Raw genomic sequence first — 21,850 nt, 5'->3', positions numbered from 1 at the left:
TGTGTTTTGTCACTGAAAATAATCGGCTGGATTCTTAATATAGCTCCATCAACGCAGTGGATTGAGAGAGTGAAAAATGTTGTTCGATACGATAATCAAAAATGTAGAGGTGTTTGACGGCACCGGCGAACAATCGTTTTGTGCCGATGTAGCAATCCGCGATGGAAAAATCGCCGAAATTGGTCAGATCGATCACGAAGATTGTGGCCAATTGGTTGAGGGAGCAGGCTTAGCATTGGCTCCTGGATTTATCGATGTACATACACATGACGATACCAACGTAATTCGTTACCCAGACTGCCTACCTAAGATCAGCCAAGGTGTCACAACCGTGATTGTTGGCAACTGCGGTATCAGTGCATCGCCAACGGTTTTGGCTGGCGACCCGCCTGATCCTATGAACCTTTTAGGCGCACAGGCTGATTTTAAATACCCAACCTTTGCGGCGTATGCGCAAGCGGTAGAGCAAGCTCAACCCGCAGTAAACGTAGCAGCGTTAGTGGGTCACACCACACTGCGTAACCAAGTGATGGACGATCTGCAACGCACTGCAAGCGAAGAAGAAATTGCAGAGATGCAAACCAACCTTGATTTAGCAATGGAGCAAGGCGCATTAGGTTTGAGTTCAGGCCTGGCTTACGCAAGCGCTAAACAAGCGAACGCTAACGAAGTGATGCAGTTAGCGAAAGTGCTGTCTAGCCATGGCGGCATCTATACCACGCATATGCGTACCGAATTTGAAGAGATCTTAAGCGCGATGGAAGAAGCGTTTGAGACAGGGCAATATGCGAAAGTTCCAGTGGTTATCTCCCACCTTAAATGTGCAGGTGCGGGCAACTGGGGAAGAACGGTTGAAGTACTCGATTTGATGGACAAGGTTTCTGAGCATCAAGATGTGTCTTGCGACTGCTACCCATACTCTGCGAGCTCTTCGACATTAGATTTGAAACAAGTGACCGATGATTTCGACATCTTCATTACTTGGTCTGAAGCAAAACCAGAACATGCAGGCAAAACGCTGAAGCAGATTGCTGATGAAATGAACCTACCCCTGATGGATGCAGGAAAAGCGCTTCAACCTGCGGGTGCGGTTTACCACTGCATGGATGAGAACGACGTAAAGCGCGTATTGAAATATAAACTAACTATGGTCGGTTCAGACGGTTTACCTAATGACCCGCATCCACACCCAAGGTTGTGGGGCACTTTCCCGAAAGTGTTAGGTCACTACTGCCGAGATGAAAAACTGTTCTCGTTGCCAGAAGCGATTCACAAGATGACTGGAATGTCGGCTCAGAGATACAACTTAGCGGGCCGAGGCGAAGTTCGCTGTGGTGCTTTTGCTGATTTAGTTTTATTTGATCCAAAGAATATTAAAGATACAGCAACATTTGAAAATCCTATTTCAGTTGCTGCGGGAATAGAAAGCGTATTTGTAAATGGTGAGTTAACTTACCAGCAAGGAAAAGTAAAAGATAATCGTTCAGGCATTTTTATTTACCGAAACTAAAGTTTAATTATCAAATTAAATTTGCGGTAAATATAAAAATGACGAATTAATTTAAATATGTTGGAACAGAACCAATATTATCTATAAAGAAGTGGAGCTAAAAAATGACTATTAAACGTTACGGTGTTGAAGGCGGTACAGGTACAGGCGGACAACATTTACCATTTGCACGCGCAACTGAAGCGGGTGGTTTCCTGTACGTTTCTGGCCAGACACCGATGACAGATGGTGAAGTGGTTGAGGGCGGTATTGTTGACCAGTCTCGCTTAGCGATCCAAAACTGTGTCGATATCATGACTGAAGCGGGCTACGGCCTAGAAGACGTAGTACACGTAAAGGTTGTGCTAACGGATTCTCGTTACTTCCAATCTTTTAATAAGGTATTCAAAGAGTTCTTCGGTGCTAACCCACCGGCACGTATTTGCATGGTCTGTGACTTAGTAGTAGACGTGAAAGTTGAAGTAGATGTGACTTGCTACCGCGCTGATCGCGTTTAGTTATAACCTAATCACAATAACCTACTTAGAGAGTATTAGAGGGTAGTCATCCCTGTTATTATCTTTTAATACTCTCACCCTACATTTATAAAAATTACTTTAATTAAAATATACAAAACAAATAAAGTAATTATATGAAATATAAAATGAATGAATCATAAATAAAAGTTCAGGAATGATCTTAATATTTCACTGAGAGGTGTCAAATGAACAGCACACTTTTTCTTACAGGCTTCGGCGTGTACGTATGTTTTTTAATTTGGTTAGGCTGGTTTGTCTCGCGTAATCAAAAATCTGGCGAAGATTTCTTATTGGGCGGTCGTGGTCTGCCATTATTCTTAGTACTCGGTACAACCGTTGCGACAATGGTCGGTACGGGCTCAAGTATGGGTGCGGTTGGTTTCGGCTATGCGAATGGTTGGGCAGGCGCTCTGTACGGCATTGGTGGTGCTATAGGCATCCTATTGCTAGCCCTTTGGTTTGCTCCGGTTCGTAAGTTGAACTTCATGACCATGAGTGAAGAGCTGGCTTACTATGTAGGCGCTAACCGCATCGTGAAAAACGTGGTTGGTCTGCTTATCTTTATCGCGTCAATCGGTTGGTTGGGTGCGCACATTCTAGGTGGTGGCATGTACCTAGCGTGGATTGCTGACATCGACCTTAACCTTGCGAAAATCATTATTGCTGCGGCATTCACTATCTACGTAGTGATCGGTGGTTACACAGCGGTTGTGTGGACCGATACTATCCAAGCTATCATCCTTTTTGCTGGCTTCATCTTGATGGCGGTAATGTCTGTGGATCACATCGGTGGCATGGATAACCTTTATGCTGCGATGGACCCTGCTGCTACGAGCTTTTTAGCAATCGATAAACTGGGTCTTCTGCCTGCTGTTTCTCTGGCTGTGGTTATCGGTGTGGGTGTACTTGCAACGCCTTCATTCCGCCAACGTATCTATTCAGGCAAAGACGTTAAAACCATTCGTCGCTCATTTGTGGCATCGGGTGTGTTGTACCTATTCTTCTCAATCATCCCTGCAATCATTGGTATGGCTGCGCACGCAATCGACCCATCATTGGATAACCCGAACTACTCATTCCCTTACGTAGCTGCAACGGTGCTTCCGGTTGGCGTTGGCATGATTGTTCTTATCGCCGGTCTTTCTGCAACGATGTCGAGTGCAAGCTCTGATGCGATTGCGGGCGTGTCTATCCTACTGCGTGATGTTTACGTGATGTTCACAGGCCGTGTACCAAATAAAGAGTCGATGCTGAACTACTCTCGCTTAGCTCTGGTTGTGGTCATTGGTTTTGCATTGCTGTTCGCCCTTACGTCAAACGACATCATTGGCTACATCACTAAGATGATTTCAACGGTAATGTCGGGCATGTTCGTGTGCGGTATGTTGGGTAAATTCTGGAAACGCTACAACTGGCAAGGTGCGCTTGCGACGCTAGCGGGTGCTTCTGTGGCTTCATTCGTAGTAATGCTAAACGCTGACTACACAGCATTCTGGGGCAACCCTGTGATTCCTTCATGTTTGTTTGCTCTAGCAGCCGGTGTGGCAGTGAGCCTATGTACTCCGGCTAACCAAGTAACACCAGAAATGGCAAAAGCGATTCTTGATGATGAGCGTGCTCTTATGGAGATGGAAATGTCTGAATCAGGTGTACTTGAAGAAGAAGCGGCACCACAACGTCCTGCAAATCAAACAAGCTAAACCTAGTCTCCACAACTGGTTTGGTTAATTCAGGCCCTGCTTAGCGGTAGGGCCTTTTCTAAAGTTAATTACCTCTATTTTTAGGAGCGGCTATGTCGGCATCTTCTCTGTTCAATATTGCTTTCTTTGGCGAATGTATGGTCGAAATAAGCGGCTCTCCATTAACCAAAAAGTTTGGCGGTGACACGCTTAATACCGCGCTTTACCTTTCTCGCTTAACTCAACATCAAAATCTATCGGTGCATTACGCAACGGGCCTTGGTAGCGATGAACTGTCTCAAAATATGATTGATAGCTGGCAGTTAGAAGGCATTCAAACCAATTTCGTCGAACGCATCGCGAACAAGCTTCCTGGACTCTACATGGTCGAAACCGATGAAACGGGTGAGCGACATTTTCACTACTGGCGCAACGATGCGGCAGTAAAATCTTATTTTCAAATCGATAACTTAAACAAGCTTGAAATTGCCCTGACAGAGAAACAAGTCGACGCAGTTTATATCAGCGGTATTAGTATCGCGATTCTGGATAACGCTTCTCGTGAGCGCTTGCTTAAAGCTATTAGCGTTTTCTCAAACCAAGGTGGCAAGGTTATTTTTGATAATAACTATCGCCCACAGCTTTGGACAACCGAACAAGCACAACATTGGTATGCTAAGTTACTGCCGCTGGTGGATATCGCGCTGATAACCGAAGACGACGACTTGCTTGTATGGGGCAACTTAGAGAGCGTTCAGCAACGCTGCCTTCGTTTGGGTTGCCAAGAGATCGTTATCAAGCGTGGCTGTGAGCCATGCAAAATCGTTCAGCTAGAAAGCGGCAAGGTAGTAGAGTACTACGTATCAGCTACAGCTGTAGCGAACGTTGTCGATACTTGCGCAGCTGGCGATTCATTTGCAGCGGGCTATTTAGCGGCACGCCTAACGGGCGAGAGCGCTACTGAAGCGGCTGAACTCGGCCACAAACTGGCTTCAATCGTTATTCAATACTCAGGCGCAATCATCCCTATGAGCGCTATGAGCCAACTGATTAAAAAATAAAATAAAAAGCGGAACTATTATGTCTCAAGAAATGATCAACACACTTAAGCAATTCAAAGTTATCCCTGTTATCCAAATCAACAAGGTTGAGCACGCGGTTCCACTAGCCAAAGTGTTGGTAGAAAACGGCCTGCCAGTCGCTGAAGTGACATTCCGCACTGAAGCAGCAGCAGATGCTATTCGTGCGATGCGTGACGCCTACCCAGAGATGTGTATTGGTGCCGGAACGGTATTAACATCAGAACAGATCGACCTTGCAAAAGAAGCGGGCAGTGAGTTTATCGTAGCGCCGGGCCTAAACCCAAACACGGTTAAGCGTTGCCAAGAGATCGGTATGCCAATCGTTCCTGGCGTAAACAACCCAAGCCAAGTTGAGCAAGCGCTGGAACTGGGCCTTAACTTCTTGAAGTTCTTCCCAGCGGAAGCCTCTGGTGGCATCAACATGGTGAAATCTTTGTTAGCGCCATATGTTGACGTGTCACTAATGCCTACAGGTGGTATCGGCAAGCATAACGTGAATGATTACTTAGCGGTGGATCGCGTGGTGTGTTGTGGTGGCACTTGGATGGTTTCTCCGAAGATGATTGAGAACGAGCAATGGGATGAGATCGCAGTGTTGGTTCGTGAAGCCGTTGAATTGGTGAAATAGTCAAATTAAGCATTTATAAAAATAAATAATAGCTACTGAATATGAGCAGTAGCTATAAATACACTTCATACAATCAAAATAATTAATAAGAAATAAAAAGGTAGTCTCCGAATTTACACCTTTCTGCATATATCAATGTGCGGTGGGTTTTTATAATCATAATATCGGTGAACTATGAAAAAATTACTTCCTTTAACACTACTAGCATTATTACCAATGACCTCAACTGCCGGGGGTTATGTCGATTTAAGGGCAGAGTATCGAAGTACGACAGATCAGTATCGAAGTCGTTTTATTGTTGGTCACCATTTTGATAATGGGTATGGTTTAGAAACACTGACGAATGTTCGACATGCAGCGGGAGCGTATGACGAAACGAAGGTGATTAATACCGAGTTTACCCATTATTACACCTATGCCATCAATGACAATTTTATGCTGAACCCTGGCGTAGTGATGAATTTTCAAGGCTCAAATACCTTCTTGATGCCTTATCTAAAGCTTAATTACAACTTTGACAATGGGCTCTTTGTACATGGCCGTTATCGTTATGACTTTTCGACCGAAGCTTTAGTGAATGACTATGGCAATGAAGAGACAGCAAAGCGAAACCGTTATGATATTTGGACGGGATACAATACAGACAAATACATGATTTCGTATGCCTTTACGTATTTCGATCAGATTACGCATCATACGACAGAGCTTGCAACCGGCGATCTAAATGCCCGCGAGCATACCGTCAAAGCAGTCTACAAATGGAAACCAACAGTGAGGCCATACGCTGAAGTGGTTGATGCGGATACGGTGCAATCAGAAAACGATAAAACGGATTGGCGTTTCCGAGTTGGTGTTAATTTCTCATTCTAAAACAACATAGCCTAGTTATTTTTGTGAATAGGCTCTGATAAATAAAATACAATGAAAGTTACATAGGAAAATTAATAATGAAAAAAACTATATTGTCACTATTGATATCCGGTTCAGTAGTTTCTCCAATGGCTTTAGCAATGGCTCCAAATACAGACTTGAATTTAATGCCTTATCCACAAACTGTGGAATTAAAATCAGGCCAAGTGAAAGTAGATGGTAATTTTAAAGTTTATATCAAAGGCTTTAACTCTGACCGTGTCGAATATACAGCGAAACGCTTTATTGATCGCCTTGAGCGTCAGACGGGTGTGCCGATTCTAGACTGGCAGGTTGATAGTGAAGACGAAGCGAACCTGATCATTGATATTGACGCTGCCCCAAAGTCTGAAGTACAAAATATCGACTCCGAAGAGTCCTACAAAATTACCACTCAGGGTGAGCAAATCACGCTGAGCGCACCAAGCCCTTATGGCGCAATTCACGGCATCGAAACCCTTTTACAGCTCGTTGAAACGACAGCGACTGGCTACCATATTCCTGCCGTAACAATTGTCGATGAGCCTCGCTTCCGCTGGCGTGGTGTTTCTTACGATACTTCACGTCACTTTATTGAATTCGATGTGCTAATTCGTCAGTTAGATGCGATGGCTTCCGCGAAGATGAATGTGTTCCATTGGCACTTCTGGGACGACCAAGGCATTCGCATTCAAACCGAATCATGGCCGCGTCTGTGGTCTGAAACCGCTGATGGTAATTACTACACCAAAGACCAAGTTCGCTACCTAGTTGAATACGCCCGTAATCTTGGTATCCGTGTTATCCCTGAGGTCTCTCTACCGGGTCACTCTTCTGCCGTGGCTCATGCTTACCCGCGCCTGATGTCTGGCGCACAAGGTCAAAGCTATGATCAAGAGCGTGGCTGGGGCGTGTTTGAACCACTGATGGATCCGTTGAATCCAGAGCTATATGACATGCTAGGTGATGTGTTTGACGAAGTGACCGAGTTGTTCCCTGATGAGTATTTCCATATCGGCGGCGATGAGCCGAACTATGCGCAATGGAAAAACAGCGAAAAGCACCAACAGTTTATCGAAGAGAACAATATCGATGGTGAACGCGGTCTACAGTCTTACCTCAATGTAAAAGTTGAGAAGATGCTTGAAGAACGCGGTAAGAAGATGACTGGTTGGGATGAAATTTGGCACAAAGATTTGCCAACTTCGATCGTGATTCAAAGCTGGCAAGGCCATGACAGCATTGGCCGTGCGGCCAAAGAGGGCTACCCAGGGATTCTTTCTACCGGCTACTACTTAGATCAGCCTCAGCCAACCAGTTACCACTACCGCAATGACCCAATGCCAAGCGGCATTACTGTCGACGATAAGCTACACAGCGGCGAGAAGTTTGTGACTTACCAATGGCAAAAGCCTCGCTCTAAGGGCAGCCCACGTAAGGGAACACTAACTATCATTGAAGCGAAAGACGGTACTTTCCGAGCGTTCAGTGATTACAACGGCAAGTCTCGCGAAGAGATCTACATTCTTGATTATGTGCCGGGTAAAACTTTTGTCGGCCACTTTGATAACTTCATGTCTTACACGGAATTTAACTTGAACCTGAATCCGAATGGCTTTGCTGAAGGCAGTTATCAGTTGATTGGTAACGTGCGTTGGCCAACCACAGGTGAAGTGATTGCGAGCAGCGATGTAGAAGGCAGCGTGATTCCTGAGCCTAATGGCGGCTACCCTGCGGAATTAACAGATAAAGAAAAAGAGCTTATCTTAGGTGGCGAGATCACTATGTGGCTAGAGAACAAAGATAGCCTCACAGTAGAAAACTACCTATGGCCGCGTAGTTATGCGATTGCAGAGCGTTTCTGGTCTGATGCGGAACTAACGGATGAGCGCAGCATGTACAAACGTATGAAGGCTATGGATACATGGTCTGAAGTGTCGGTTGGCTTACGTCATCATGCGGACGCCGATATGCTGTTAAAACGCATTGCTAAAGGTCAAGATATTCACGATCTGCGCGTGTTAGCGAGATACACCGAACCAGCACAGTACTACGCACGTAACTGGGAGAAGTGGAACTCTACTGAACCTAAAGGTACTTTGTACAGCCAATACGAGCGCCTAAACCGATTTGTTGATGCGCTGCCAGTGGAAAGCTACGCGGTGTATGAGATGCAAGATTTGGTCAATGAAGTAGCGACAGGCAATCAACAGGCATTGGAGCAACTTGCTGAGCATTATCAGCAAGCAAAATCGGCAGCTCTCGCCGCAGAGACTGTCTTCGCAGGTAATGTGTCTTCGGTCGAGACTGTGGTTGTTGCAGAGAAAACGGCGGAAGTTGCAGACTTGGCGTTAACCTTGATTGCGAAAGCACAAGCGGGTGAAAAAGTTCGAGCAGCAGACGTGAATGCCTACCAAGCGATATTGTCTGAATCAGCGAAAATTTATGATGAATCGATCATCGCGATTGTTCGCCCGACAGAGCTACTGTTGAAGCAGTTAGCGGAGTAAGTCGTTAACGGATTAGCTAATAAGGCATACGCCAATACGCGAATTAAAACCGCCCTCATGTGGGCGGTTTTTTAGTTGTAGCACTCAAATGAAATGTGGTGTCTAAGTTATATGAGTGATTACTCACTATCGACATTTTTCAGTGTTAACGTAAATGTCATGCCTTGGTCTGAGTTGTTCTTCGCTATCAGGGTACCTTGCATATCACGCACGTTGTTTGCTGTGATGGCTAATCCTAGCCCCAAGCCTTCGCCCATTTTTTTGTTGGTGTGGAAGGGTTCGAAAATGGTTTCGAGTTGGTCTTCGGATACGCCACAACCGTTATCTTGCACCTTGATGATCACACGCTCTTGTTCGGTATGAGCACTGATCACAATGGTTGCTGGTTTCTGATTTTGCGTGGCATCGATGGAATTTTTTAAGAGATTACCAAGTACCTGTCTTAGTCGCGCTTCTTCTCCTATTACTATCGAAATATTAGAGGCGACACGCACGCGGATATCGACGTTTTCTAATGCTGCTTGGTGAATACGCAGGGTTTCTTGAAGCGCGTCTGTTAGCGAAACTGGGTAAGGTTTTTCTAGTCTTTGGAAGGCGAACGACTTTAACTGGCTGGTCATGTTAGCCATTCTGTCGATGAGGCTCATTACCAAGTCCATGTTCGCTTTCAACATCTTAGTCTCGCCTCTTTCCATCAGTAACTGGTTACTTGAAAGCAGGGTTTTTAGGCCAGTAAGAGGCTGATTAAGTTCGTGAGTAATCGCACTCGACATGCGACCTAGTGCGGCAAGCTTGCTTGATTCCACCAATTCTTGCTGCGCATCTTTGAGGTCTTGTGTTCGCTCTTCTACTCGCAGTTGCAGCGTTTTATTGGCTTCCTGAACCGCGATCTCCGCTTTCTTACGTTTACTGATATCAATCACGGTACACAAGTAATAGGTCGTGGCATGCCAAGGAAAGGCGCTAATAGAGAACAACACCGGGAAGTAGCTGCCATCGCTGCGTCTTGCCATGGTTTCGACGCTGGTGATCTCGGCCAGCTCTTGGTGTTGATCTAAGTTCTTGAGCAACTGCAAGGTGGTTGAATTCGGGTTACCTGCCTCAAATAACTGCCATGCCTTAATGTTGCTGATCATCGAATCAGAAAGGCAAAAGTAGTTCTTCGCCATCAGGTTAATATCGTGGATATGACCATGTTTATCGATCAGCACCAGCCCAACGTGGGTTTTATTGATCATTCCAGACAGTCGTTTTTCTGACTCTTCGATGAGTTTTTGGATTCGCAGATTACTGAGCTTTTTCTGACGTCTTTGATAAAGAATAACCAGCAACAACAGAATGAAAAGACAGCCAACCGCCACACTCCAGCTGATCCAGTTAGTTGTCTGGTTGAGGCTGGTTAATGGCGTCAGGTAGGTTAAACGCCAATTAAGGTCATCTAACTTAATGGATTGGATAAGGTAGTCTTTATCTTGCAGTCGCCACACGCGAATATGAGTTTCGTCATACAGCTCGCGTTTTGTTGTGCTTGGTTGTGAGTTGAACGTGTCGTTGAACCAGTCTGCGCTCAGTCGTTTATCACTCGACAGAAAAAACTGCTCGCGAGGGTTTTGAAATAAGATGGCTTCACCATCGGCGAACCATTGATCGGTCAGTAACGACAAGTCGATTTGTACCGCGACAATACCCACCACGTCAGAGGCTCGATAAACCGGCGCGGCAATAAAATAATCGGGTGTCACCCCTTTATTTTTTGTCACTACAGAGATAGCACCACCTTGCTGGTGGATTTTAGACACAATCGTGCTGGCGTTCTTTTTACTCAGTTTGCTTCTTTCGACACTCGATACCAACAAATCACCTTCGCCAGAAAGTAGATACCAACCCTTGGTATTGGCGGCTTTATCCAATTGAATCAGCTGTTTCTTGATGCGTTTTTCGAGTCGTTGTTCACCATCAATGAAACGGACACTGGTCTCATCGTTGGTTACCAGATAGGGCAAATAATAGAAACGTTTAAGGGTTCGCCTTGCTTCAGCAATGTATCCGAGGAAGCGCTGTTCTGCATAGCGTTGGGCTTGTTCGAGCTTCCATTGGCTTATACCACTTTTGGTGGTTACCTGAACCAAACCAATTAATAAACAGGCACATAGGAATAACCAATATCGATTGTTATTCATCATTGGTGATCAAATCCTTTTAAAACTAGTGACTTGAGAAGGTTTTCTGTTTGCTTTTTAAGCGAATGGAGAGTGAGACAAGTTGAAGCTAACAAACATTATAAAACTGTTAAAGGAGTGTTATTCAAAGTGGGAGCTAGCTCCTTTTCGTCTGCGGATTTTTTACATACCGTGGGCGACATTATTCAGAGGTAAGTGGCGGAACCAAACCATGCAGCGTATAGCTTTGATTGAAGATGATGCAATTGTGCGTCAAGCAACTAGCCAATGGTTGCAATTAGCGGGCTTCGATGTCACCGCATTTGAGGTTGGGCAAGGTGCGTTAAACGCGGTAGAGCAGGGTGATTTCCAAACCATCATCACCGACGTTCGTTTACCTGATATAGACGGCGTTGAGTTGCTTGCGCGATTTAAGCAGTTAGTACCTGAGGTGCCTGTCATCTTGATCACTGGGCACGGTGATGTCGATATGGCCGTGAAAGCGTTACAGCAAGGCGCGTATGACTTTATTGAGAAGCCATTCGACCCAGAGCGCCTCTCTCAAACGGTTTCGGAAGCGGTTGAAAAACATCAAAGTGGCCAAGACAGAAACAGTCGTCAGAACTATCTGGATAATCTGAAAGGCATTGAACAGGTGCTGATTGGTCGCAGTAAAGTAATGTGTGAATTGAGAGAGCAAATACAAAAAGTCGCCTCGATTGATACCAATGTGATCATCTATGGTGAAACCGGCTGTGGTAAAGAACTGGTTGCCTCTTGTCTGCATGAGTTTAGCGAGCGAAAAAGTCACCCTTTTGTACCGCTGAACTGTGGCGCGATCCCAGAAAACCTGTTTGAAAGTGAGCTGTTTGGACACGAAGCTGGTGCGTTTACTGGTGCCGCCAAGCGACGGATTGGTAAGCTTGAATTTGCCGACAAAGGCACGGTGTTTCTTGATGAAATCGAGAGTATGCCGCTGTCGATGCAGGTCAAAGTGCTGCGTACCTTGCAAGATAATGTTGTCGAACGCGTAGGTGGTAATCAGCAACAACATGTTGATCTACGAGTGGTCTCTGCCTCGAAAAGCGATCTACTGAATCACCCCGATTTTCGCCAAGACCTTTTCTATCGTTTGAACGTTGCCCAACTGCATTTACCTCCCCTTAGCGAACGAGAAGACGATGCTTTGATCCTTTTTGAACACTTTACTCAAGAAGCGAACAGCGAAACTCGAGTTGCCAGTGAGGCTGATCGTTATGCCTTGTTGTCGTATGCATGGCCGGGTAATGTGCGCGAACTGCGTAACGTGGCGATTCGTTTTGCGTTGGATGAAAGCCTGACCGTCGGCGATATTTTGGCGTGTCGCCCCAATTCTGTCACAGAGTCCACAACGGCAGGCATCCCGTTGGCGGTTCAAGTGCAGAGCTTTGAGCGAAAAGTGATTCATGATGCGCTAGTGCGTTATCAGGGGCGCATCAATGATGTGATGCAAGACTTGGATTTACCTCGTCGAACATTGAACCAAAAGATGGTGCGTTATGCGTTGAACCGAAGCGATTATGTCGATTCGTAATTGATGATGAGATTAGAAGTGTTGTCTGGAATCAATGAGCAAAAAATGGCTCATCAGATATTTATCATTTTATAAACATTGATCACGCAAATGTAACACAGTGTGACTTGGCTACCTTTAAACTGATGTTATTCGCTGCTTGGGATAAGCAAAAAATAGCTCATTGATTCGTAGTCAAATAAGCAAGAAATGGCTTACTTCAGGTAGGTTTTGAAATAAATATCAATAAAAACAGTCATTTAAAATCTGGCATTGTGCTTGCTATCTAGCAATTGTTGTTAACAAAAATATAACCTGAATAACTCTACATGGAGAGTAATAATGAAATACAACAAGCTAGTTAAAACTTTAGCAATCGCAATGGCCTCTATTGGCCTTATCAGTAACACCTCCGCTCAAGAAGAGCGTAGCTACATTTTAGCGACGGCCTCAACGGGTGGTACTTACTATCCAGTGGGTGTGGCTTTAGCGACATTGAGTAAAGTTAAGCTTGCGCCAAAGCAGCACTTTTCTTTGGCGGCTATCAGCTCAGCAGGATCGGGCGAGAACGTGAAACTTCTCAATGAGAACGAAGCACAGTTTGCCATTCTTCAGGGTTTGTATGGCGCGTGGGCGTGGCAAGGGCTTGGTCCATATGAGAAGTCAGGCAGTCAAAAACAACTGCGTTCAGTCTCTATGCTATGGCAAAACGTTGAACACTTTATTGTGCGTTCTGATCTGACAGAAACGGGCACCATGAGTGATTTAGAAAATCTAAATGGCAAGAAATTCTCTATCGGTAAGAAGAACTCAGGTACAGAGAATTCAGGACGCCAGATCATGCAAGGCCTGTCGGTTAACCCAGAACAATTTAAACTCGCCTTTATGGGTTACGGCGGCAGTGCCAGCGCACTACAAAATGGCACCATTGATGGTATGAATACGCCTGCTGGCGTGCCTGTTGGCGCGGTAACTCAAGCGTTTGCAGCCTTGGGTGAAGACATTCAAATCCTGTCGTTTACCGATGCGCAAATCAAACAAGCGAACGGCGATTACAATATCTGGACTAAATATGAGATCCCTGCAAACACTTACCCAGGTGTTGATAAGCCGATCACCACTATCGCTCAACCCAACTTCCTAGCTGTTCGTGAAGACATTTCTGAAGAAGACGTGTATCAGCTGACCAAAGCTATCTATGAAAACCTACCTTTCCTACAAGGTATCCACAAAGCAACCAAAGCAATGGCACTCGAGAAAGGGATCGCAGGTCTGCCTGTTCCACTTCACCCGGGCGCTGCACGTTACTACCAAGAAGTGGGCATCGATATCCCTTCTGAGTTGATCGTTAACTAGCTGTTTGCCATCAACTACCCCTTCGTGACTTAATTGCTTGGTGCACGTTCGCTTAAGAATGTGTTCGTGCCCCTCTTCACTTTATGGATTTTCTCTTCGTGTTTGCTGCGGAGAGCAGGAGTTTTCTATGAGCGATTCGCTGCAGCAGGAACTGAAAAAATTTGAACTGCCGACCCGAACGGATTTTCCGTGGGTGGGCAAAGCGATAACGACAATGGGAGTAATCCTCTCCCTATTACACATTTGGTTTAACACCTTATCTACTTTGCCAGAACTTTGGATCTCGGCGACCCACTTTGCTGGCTTTGCGATCATTTGTGCACTTTGGTATCCCGCCCATATCTCACTGAAAAAAAGCAAAATTGCTTTGGCTGTCGACATCGGAATTGCCTTGGCGGCTTTGGCTTGTCTTATCTACATTCCCTTTGCAGAAGATGCTTTGTATGAGCGAGGGGTTAAGTTCATCGCCAGTGATTGGTTCTTCTCTATCTTGGCGATTGCCATCGTTATTGAACTGATTCGCCGTACCATGGGCTGGTTTATTCCGGTGCTTATCTTGGTGTGTTTGAGCTATGTGGTGCTGTGGGGGCAATGGACCAGTGGCATCTTTCACTTTCCGGGTTTGAGCCTTGAAACACTGCTTTATCGAAGCTTTTATTCATCAGAAGGGATGTTCGGTTCTATCTCTAGAATCAGCTGGACCTTCGTGTTTATGTTCATCCTATTTGGCGCATTCTTAGTGCGTTCGGGTGTCGGTGATTACATCATTGATGTGTCTCGCGCAGCAGCTGGCAAAGTGATTGGTGGCCCGGGCTTTATCGCCGTAATTGGCTCAGGCTTGATGGGATCGGTGTCTGGTTCGAGCGTAGCAAATACCGTATCGACGGGTGTGATCAGTATTCCGTTAATGCAAAAGGCAGGCTTCCCTTCGCGTTTCGCGGCCGGTGTTGAAGCGGCTGCATCGACGGGCGGGCAGTTGATGCCACCAGTGATGGGTGCGGGTGCGTTTATCATGGCGTCTTACACCCAGATCCCTTATGTCGACATCATTGCGGTTTCCTTCTTACCTGCGCTTATCTACTTTTTGTCTGTGGCATTTTTTGTGCGTATTGAAGCAAAACGCAGTGGCGTGCAAAAAGTTACTTCTGGCTGTGAACCTCTATTGAAGGTATTGCTGTCGGGCTGGCACAACCTGATCCCATTAGCGGTGTTGGTGACTCTGTTGGTGAAGGGTTTTACGCCGACTTACGCAGCGGGTATCTCGATTCTGTCTGTCGTCGTGGCTTCATGGTTCTCTAAAAATCACAAAATGGGTCCAAAGGCGATCATTGAAGCGCTTTCTCAAGGCGCAAAAAATATGGCGACCACGGCGGTGTTGTTGGTAGGCATTGGATTAGTTATCAACGTGATCAGCACGACCGGAATCGGTAATACCTTCTCATTGATGATCAACAGCTGGGCGAACGGCGACTTGTTGGTGATGATAGCCTTAATCGCGCTGGCATCTTTGATTCTGGGTATGGGCTTACCGGTAACCGCGGCTTACATCGTGTTGGGTACTCTGTCGGCTCCTGCCTTATACAAACTGATTGCTGAAAGTCAGTTGCTAGACTTGTTGGTTTCGGGCCAGTTACCTGAACAGGCAAAAGCTATCTTCATGTTGGCGGCGCCAGAAAAATTAGATTTACTGAATGCGCCAATGGCACTCGAAACCGCCAAAGAGATGATTGCGTTAGTCCCTGCTGATTTTGTCGAAACTCTGCTTGAGCAAAGCTTGGGCTTAGAAGCGATCAGTCTTGCACTGCTTTCTGCACACTTGATCATTTTCTGGCTATCGCAAGACAGCAACGTAACCCCGCCAGTTTGCTTAACCGCATTTGCGGCTGCGACCATTGCTAAAACGCCACCAATGAGAACTGGTTTAATGGCGTGGAAGATCGCCAAAGGCCTGTACTTAGTGCCATTGTTGATTGCCTACACCAATTTAGTAAGTTGGGATGTGACCTCGGTTTTGGTCACGGGAGGCTTTGCTATTATTGGTACTTACGCGTTTGTTGCTGCGATTGAAGGCTATCTAGAAAATAAAATTAATCTGCTGACTCGTGCTGTGTTAATCGTGTTGGGTGTGGCATTGGTTTGGCCTGACATTTCCGTTGTGATTCGCCTAGTGTGCGTTGCACTTTTCGTTGGTCTCTTTATTCACACGGCTCGTCAATACGATGCTAATCAAGTGAAAAAGGAATCGGAAGATGAGCAAGAATCTTTGCCTCAAACCGAACCTGACACTGTCGCGTCTTCCCTATAATTAAAAGGATTGAATGTAGGAATATTATGAACTCAACATACGACTATATTATCGTTGGTGGTGGCATTGTTGGCGTGTCGACGGCATGGCAATTACAGCAAGCTTACCCTGATAAAAGTATCCTTTTAGTCGAAAAGGAGCGTGGCTTCGCGCAGCACCAAACTGGCCATAACAGTGGTGTAATTCACGCTGGCGTTTACTATGCTCCGGGCAGTTTAAAGGCGGATTTTTGTAAGCGTGGCGTAGAGCGCACCATCGCCTTTTGCAGCCAACACGATATCCCTGTCGAAAACTGTGGCAAGCTGTTGGTCGCGACCAATGAGCAGGAAGTGGAGCGCATGAACGCGCTCTATCAACGTTGTCATGATAACGACATTGATGTCGACCTCTTAGATCAAGCGCAGCTGAAACTAGCCGAGCCGAACATCACGGGCTTGGGCGCGATTTATGTCAAAACCACCAGTATCGTGGACTACAAAAAAGTCACCGAAGTGATGGCTCAAGAGTTTGTTGAAGCGGGTGGCAAACTTAGCCTTGGTACTGAAGTGATTATGGCTGACGAGCAGGAAGATGAGGTGCAGTTAACGTGCAAAGTAGATGGTCAGACTCTTCAACTGAATAGTCGATTCTTGATCACTTGTTCTGGTTTGATGGCGGACAGAATGACCAGCATGCTTGGCATCGAAACCGACTTTCAAATCGTCCCATATCGCGGTGAGTATTATCAGTTGGACGCTAAACACAACCAAGTGGTGAATCACCTTATCTATCCGATCCCTGACCCAGAACTGCCTTTCCTGGGCGTGCATTTAACACGCATGATTGATGGCTCCGTAACAGTAGGGCCAAATGCAGTTCAAGGCTGGAAGCGAGAAGGTTATGGCAAACTGAACTTTAGCTTTAAGGACACTTGGCAGATGCTGAGTTTTGCGGGCTTTTGGAAAGTGACTGCGAATAATCTAAAAACCGGTTTGGTCGAGTTTAAAAACTCGTGGTGGAAGCCGGGTTATCTAAAGTTAGTGAACAAATATTGCCCGAGCATTACGGTGTCAGATTTCAAACCTTACCCAGCAGGCATTCGTGCTCAAGCGGTACTGAAGGATGGTACCTTGGTTCATGACTTCCTGTTTGCCGAAAGCCCAAGAAGCTTGCATGTGTGCAATGCACCATCGCCAGCGGCGACTTCAGCGATGCCTATTGGCGAATATATTTGTGGCAAGATAATGCGTAAAACAAGTAGTTAAATTACCCCTGCTTCAATAATAAAAAAGACCATCATTATGATGGTCTTTTTTATCAGCCGCTTACAAAGTAGCAGGCACGCTGCACTATAGGCAATAGAGTGAACTACGGTTGCGAACCGCGACTCCTTCACCGCTGTAACTGTCATAAATGTGGATGTCAGGTTCCGCTTTCAGGTACCGAGCGGGGTTCTTTACTTCTCGCATCTTGATGTAGTTTTTGTTGGGTGATACTCGCTCAATCGCTTCTACTCGATAGTAAGTGTTGGGTTTAGCGAGTATTTCAGCTTCATCCGGTTTAAACGTGTAAGCATTGATCGCTCGACCTGCTGACTTTAACTCAATTTTGAATTGAGCTGCAGAGGCGCCTTCGTAAACGCCAGCTGACGAAAAGTTCTTGGCAACACTAGGCAGTGTCGATGTCGATAAAAAAGCTTTCTCATGCAGAATGTCACCGATGTTGAGCTTTTCCAGTAGCGAGTTCTTGATTGATGATCCACGGTAAACCGTACCCTTGTAGTTAGGTAGTTTATTCATCACATTCCGCATATGAAAGACTCGCGACTTTAATGTACGACCAAACATTTCCGACAGATACCCTTCAGGCTCTCCAGCTCGCATGTATTCATTGACCACGTCGTGATCCACTCGGCCGTAATTCTTGATAGCAGAGTACTCTTCACTGATCATCTTTTTTTCAGCTTTTACATGGTGCGTCGTTGCCCAATCCATCAGGTTATCCGCAATTTGTTGTTGCGCCTGATAGGAGAGTGAACGCCCTTTAAACTCAGGAAACTCCTCACTCTGTGCCGAAAAACTTGTCATTAAAGAGAGGCAAAGCACTCCAATAAATTTTTTCATTGCTTGATCCTTAGCTTATGTACAAACGAGAGAGTGCCAAAATGATGCTTCTACTTCTTCGCCTGAATAGAGGTTATATTTCTGAGTGTTTTTGACGGCAGATGCCTTCACCGTTTCCACGCCGATGTAGGTATGGGTAGAGGTTCGCTCTATCTGGGTGATTCGAAAGTGTGCATTTGGCGCAAACAGAACCTCTGCTTCTTTGCTGTATTCCGAAAGCCCTGCAATGGTGTGACCCCCTTGATTGATCTTGACTTCAAACAGCACTCGCTTGAGCCTTTGTGGGGAGTTGGGATGCACTACCGAAAAGCGCTTAGCGACTTCTGGGAGAGTAGAGGTTGAAGTAAATGCTGGCTCGACCAACACGTCCCCCTCTTCGAGCTTGTTAAGCAGAGATAGTTTTACCCAAGTCCCTCGGTATGCGGTCCCTTTGTATTTTGGCAGCTTGTTGAGAGCCGATTTAACCGTGCGAATGTACTGCCTCGCATCCGCCCCCGCGACACCCCATGTTGAGGTGTCAGTTGCTCTTAGGTAGTCATTAGCGGTCTGATAGCCGGAAATGGAAAAGTCTTCTACTGCTTCCTTTTCATTGGCAGTTATGAAGGAGTAGCGCCAACCATTGGAAGCCTTTGACCAGTCTTTGAAGTCTTCTGCTAGCTGGGTGACCTCTTCCTCTAAACGGTTTGGCTGTTTGAGCGCATCAAACGGTTGAGAGAAGGCAGTAAAACTCAGACAACAGAGCAGCAATAAAAATCGAGTATTCATAGTGTCCGCCCTTTATTGGTATTGGTAGCTGTTAGGGCTTAAATCACATGGAATGCCGAAAGTGTTCTGATTGATCACGGCATACTTCAGAGCACCAAACATATTGAGTTGTTGTCGAGTGACTGCGTCGTACCATTCAGAGAGCGGTGAAAGCCAGTACAGGTGCTCATCTGCCGCAACATCAAGTAGTGCGCTCTTAAGGTGCGGATAGTAGATCATGCAGCTACGGCCGGGTTGATTGGTAAAGTTTTCGTTGGTGTTACTTAATTTATCGAGCTGTTGATTGAGTTCAGACGTTGGGTTAAAGATGGCGTCAATAGAGCGCTCGATACGGGCATCATAGCTATCAGGGATGATGTCTGAAATCAGGTAACGCATCAGGTGCGCAGGCAGCATCTCTGAAAACAGAGCGGTGACTTCCCCTTCCCCTTCCCCTTCCCCAGAGGCGTAATGTCCCGTAGAGATATGTTGAGAGTGGATGATCGACGTATAGCGCTGGAATTGGCCCACTTGCGAATGTAGCCACTCAATACCGTTGCTGTCTGAGACGCTTATCGCCTCGGCAAGTCGAGTTTTCACTATCCCTTTCGCTAGCTGTAGCGTATTACCTTGCAGGTTAGTAATGTCTAGCGATGAAGACTTGAGTGCTGAGTAAATTAATGGCGCGTTAGTTTCGAGATCGGCACTGCCTGGATAAGTAAAACTAAAAAACTCTACCGCTTGTTTGGCCTGCCATTCACTTGCCAGTGCGACAGCTATGAGGCTTTCAAGTTTTTGATAACGCTTTGAGTGCACATAGGCGCTTTTGCCGGAGTAGTTAGCGTGCCAATTATTGATGTGATGCAGCGACGCTTGTCGTGAAAGATTCTCTTTTTGAAGGTAAGACAAGCTCCACCCAGCACACGCGCTACCGCCACCACATTCACCTTCAAGCATTGCGCTGGAGTCCAGTAACCAGTGATAAACCTGCTGTTTATCGAATTCGGCTTGTTGTTTTAGGCGCTGTTGCGCAGAAAAGTTCAAGATCTGTTGCTCTAACCAATACTCCTCGTCTTCTGAGTTCCAGCCATCGGCAATTAAGGTGCTTAACGTATCGAAAAGAACTCGCTTCACCGCTTCTTTATTCGGCGGATAGATTTGCGCAATAACCGTATCTTCAGATGGATTAAACGGGCGAGTTTCCGCTGGTATCCAAGCATATTCGACACAGCCACGAAAATTCGGGTCTCCTCCGAGAATACCAATACGAACGCACTTTCTGTAACCGCTTTGGAGAACAATCTCTTTGTTGCGTATTTCTTGTGACGTTGCTGGACGTCCTAGAATACTGCGTGTCATTTCGTCAATGGCATTGCGCTCAGCTTGCGCCTTAAAGAAGTTATGCATGGTCTCTACAGAGCCTGAACGGAATAGTCGTTCAACGGCGATTTCGCCTTGTGTAAACATCTCTTTTTGCAACTTACTCTTGAGCAAATTGACATGGTTGTCCGCGGTTTCAATGATCTGCGTCTTTGCTGCTAGCGTTCGGGTATAAAGTTGTTCCACAGCGGCTTGGTCAAGCCCTGGAATTTGTCCCGCTCGTAAGGCATCAAGTTTGGCAATAGCTTCATCCAGTAGTTGTTGCTGGCAGTGTTGGAGTTTGGCAAGAGCTCGATTGGCTTGGCGCTTTGACGGCACCGCTGGTGGGCGGTTATTGTTTTCTTCAACATCTTGTTGAGGGTAAAGCTCTGCCAATGCTTGGGTTTCTTCATTACAGCTCAAGGCAATGTCTGATGCGAAAAGGCGAGAGCCTTGATGGTCGATTGCAAGCTGGCTAAAGAGAGTTTTGCGCAGTTCATGCTCGACACCTGTAATCAGCTCTTCTGCCATGATGGTTTGAGCTTGAACGACTTCTTGATAATGCTGTTGGTATTTGAGTGCAAGATCGGTCGCGAAGCCTTGTGCTACTGCGTTTAACATGGCCTGCTGTTTGGATGCGAGTTCAGCCCAATGGTTTTTGTCTCTTAGATCTTGCTGAGTAATCAGGTCATCATGAACGCGATAACTATAATGGTCACCCGCCGCAATCCTATCCCAACGGCTACTCAATATTTGACGATCTATTTCTCTAGCTGGAAGCTTTAATACGCCAAACCAATCGACTAACTCCATAACGGTGGCAAACCTATCATAAGAGGTGCGCGATTCGTCTTGAAAGCTATTGGCAACGCTTTTTGCCCAAAGGCCGACAGCAACCGCATCACCAATTGGCCCCAAAGCTTCTAACGCGCCTTTTGCCATGCCACTGGTCGAGCGTCCCAAGGTTTCCATTAATCGTGTCGCTTCTACCGGTTCAATCGCAATCGCCGGGGCTGGCCCTGTCTCCAGTAATGTGGCGGTTTCTGGCAAAATATCACTGGCTTCGGATAGAGATGGTTTTAAGTCGATAATGTGTTCCGGCGCCGATGGGAAAAGGTTTTCAGGGGTAATGCCATCACTAAATGAATCGTAATTTTTTTTGCGGATTTGGTGGAAGCTCTCGCTATCTAAGACGTTATATTCGTCCCCAATCTTACAGATTTCAAAAGCATTGACGCTGGATGAAATCATGGTCGTAATGAGCGCTAATCTTTTTAACTTCATAGAGTTATCCTTGTTTTTTGCAAAGTTGTTTGCTTATTTTAGAAAGCAAAAAGCCTCTCCTTGCCGATATGGCAAAGAGAAAACTAGATGTTGTTGTGTGGGGTACTTCGAAAAATCGTTTACTCAAATCACCCAGTTGGTGATTGGAGGTTTAGCTATGGTGTTGTGATTAGG

At 45.9% G+C, this 21,850-nt stretch carries 15 protein-coding genes; 11 read left to right on the top strand and 4 right to left on the bottom strand.

Annotated elements, in window-relative coordinates:
- The first annotated feature begins 76 nt into the window (after window positions 1–76).
- From FTW16_RS11555 to FTW16_RS11525, 7 genes are all read left to right on the top strand, one after another.
- Entirely contained in the window at window positions 77–1,510 is a 1,434-nt protein-coding gene (locus tag FTW16_RS11555; protein ID WP_146491173.1) for an N-acyl-D-amino-acid deacylase family protein, read from the top strand.
- 104 nt (window positions 1,511–1,614) lie between these two features.
- Window positions 1,615–2,007, top strand: coding sequence for a RidA family protein (locus FTW16_RS11550; RefSeq protein WP_061016111.1), 393 nt, complete (start codon window positions 1,615–1,617; stop codon window positions 2,005–2,007).
- Between the two features lie 206 nt (window positions 2,008–2,213).
- Window positions 2,214–3,728: a sodium:solute symporter family protein gene (locus FTW16_RS11545; RefSeq protein ID WP_146491172.1), complete on the top strand. Its 1,515-nt coding sequence runs from the start codon at window positions 2,214–2,216 to the stop codon at window positions 3,726–3,728.
- A 92-nt stretch (window positions 3,729–3,820) separates the two neighbouring features.
- Window positions 3,821–4,768 (top strand): sugar kinase, encoded by a 948-nt coding sequence (locus FTW16_RS11540; protein WP_146491171.1) that lies wholly within the window; start codon window positions 3,821–3,823, stop codon window positions 4,766–4,768.
- Between the two features lie 19 nt (window positions 4,769–4,787).
- Complete coding sequence (locus tag FTW16_RS11535; protein WP_146491170.1) at window positions 4,788–5,417, top strand: bifunctional 4-hydroxy-2-oxoglutarate aldolase/2-dehydro-3-deoxy-phosphogluconate aldolase; 630 nt, start codon at window positions 4,788–4,790, stop codon at window positions 5,415–5,417.
- A gap of 216 nt (window positions 5,418–5,633) precedes the next feature.
- On the top strand, window positions 5,634–6,287 hold the full coding sequence (locus FTW16_RS11530; protein WP_240699163.1) for an oligogalacturonate-specific porin KdgM family protein: 654 nt from the start codon (window positions 5,634–5,636) through the stop codon (window positions 6,285–6,287).
- 77 nt (window positions 6,288–6,364) lie between these two features.
- Window positions 6,365–8,815, top strand: a complete 2,451-nt coding sequence (locus FTW16_RS11525) for a family 20 glycosylhydrolase (protein WP_146491169.1) — start codon at window positions 6,365–6,367, stop codon at window positions 8,813–8,815.
- A gap of 119 nt (window positions 8,816–8,934) precedes the next feature.
- Here the strand turns inward: FTW16_RS11525 and FTW16_RS11520 are convergent, their stop codons facing one another.
- Window positions 8,935–10,998, bottom strand: coding sequence for an ATP-binding protein (locus FTW16_RS11520; RefSeq protein ID WP_146491168.1), 2,064 nt, complete (start codon window positions 10,996–10,998; stop codon window positions 8,935–8,937).
- A 208-nt stretch (window positions 10,999–11,206) separates the two neighbouring features.
- On the opposite strand from FTW16_RS11520, the gene FTW16_RS11515 reads away from it, so the two are divergent.
- The 4 genes from FTW16_RS11515 (at window position 11,207) to lhgO (ending at window position 17,431) form a co-directional block, all read left to right on the top strand.
- Complete coding sequence (locus FTW16_RS11515; RefSeq protein WP_146491167.1) at window positions 11,207–12,547, top strand: sigma-54-dependent transcriptional regulator; 1,341 nt, start codon at window positions 11,207–11,209, stop codon at window positions 12,545–12,547.
- A 321-nt stretch (window positions 12,548–12,868) separates the two neighbouring features.
- Window positions 12,869–13,882, top strand: a complete 1,014-nt coding sequence (locus FTW16_RS11510; protein ID WP_146491166.1) for a TAXI family TRAP transporter solute-binding subunit — start codon at window positions 12,869–12,871, stop codon at window positions 13,880–13,882.
- Window positions 13,883–14,009: 127 nt separating this feature from the next.
- Entirely contained in the window at window positions 14,010–16,187 is a 2,178-nt protein-coding gene (locus FTW16_RS11505; protein ID WP_061021047.1) for a TRAP transporter permease, read from the top strand.
- A gap of 26 nt (window positions 16,188–16,213) precedes the next feature.
- The gene (gene lhgO / locus FTW16_RS11500; protein ID WP_146491165.1) at window positions 16,214–17,431 is read left to right on the top strand and encodes an L-2-hydroxyglutarate oxidase; all 1,218 of its coding nucleotides are present in this window, start codon (window positions 16,214–16,216) and stop codon (window positions 17,429–17,431) included.
- Between the two features lie 84 nt (window positions 17,432–17,515).
- Here the strand turns inward: lhgO and FTW16_RS11495 are convergent, their stop codons facing one another.
- Genes FTW16_RS11495 through FTW16_RS11485 form a run of 3 tightly spaced genes read right to left on the bottom strand, consistent with a single transcriptional unit; the run spans window position 17,516 to window position 21,676 of the window.
- Window positions 17,516–18,289, bottom strand: coding sequence for an ADP-ribosyltransferase (locus FTW16_RS11495; RefSeq protein WP_146491164.1), 774 nt, complete (start codon window positions 18,287–18,289; stop codon window positions 17,516–17,518).
- A gap of 15 nt (window positions 18,290–18,304) precedes the next feature.
- Complete coding sequence (locus FTW16_RS11490) at window positions 18,305–19,054, bottom strand: ADP-ribosyltransferase (protein WP_146491163.1); 750 nt, start codon at window positions 19,052–19,054, stop codon at window positions 18,305–18,307.
- A gap of 12 nt (window positions 19,055–19,066) precedes the next feature.
- Window positions 19,067–21,676, bottom strand: a complete 2,610-nt coding sequence (locus tag FTW16_RS11485; protein ID WP_146491162.1) for a hypothetical protein — start codon at window positions 21,674–21,676, stop codon at window positions 19,067–19,069.
- Between the last annotated feature and the right edge of the window lie 174 nt (window positions 21,677–21,850).

Source organism: Vibrio sp. T20, assembly GCF_007858795.1.
In the GTDB taxonomy this organism is placed as follows: domain Bacteria; phylum Pseudomonadota; class Gammaproteobacteria; order Enterobacterales; family Vibrionaceae; genus Vibrio; species Vibrio satsumensis.
The sequence above is the reverse complement of the archived record's forward strand: the minus strand, read 5'-3'. Positions and strand labels throughout refer to the sequence as shown.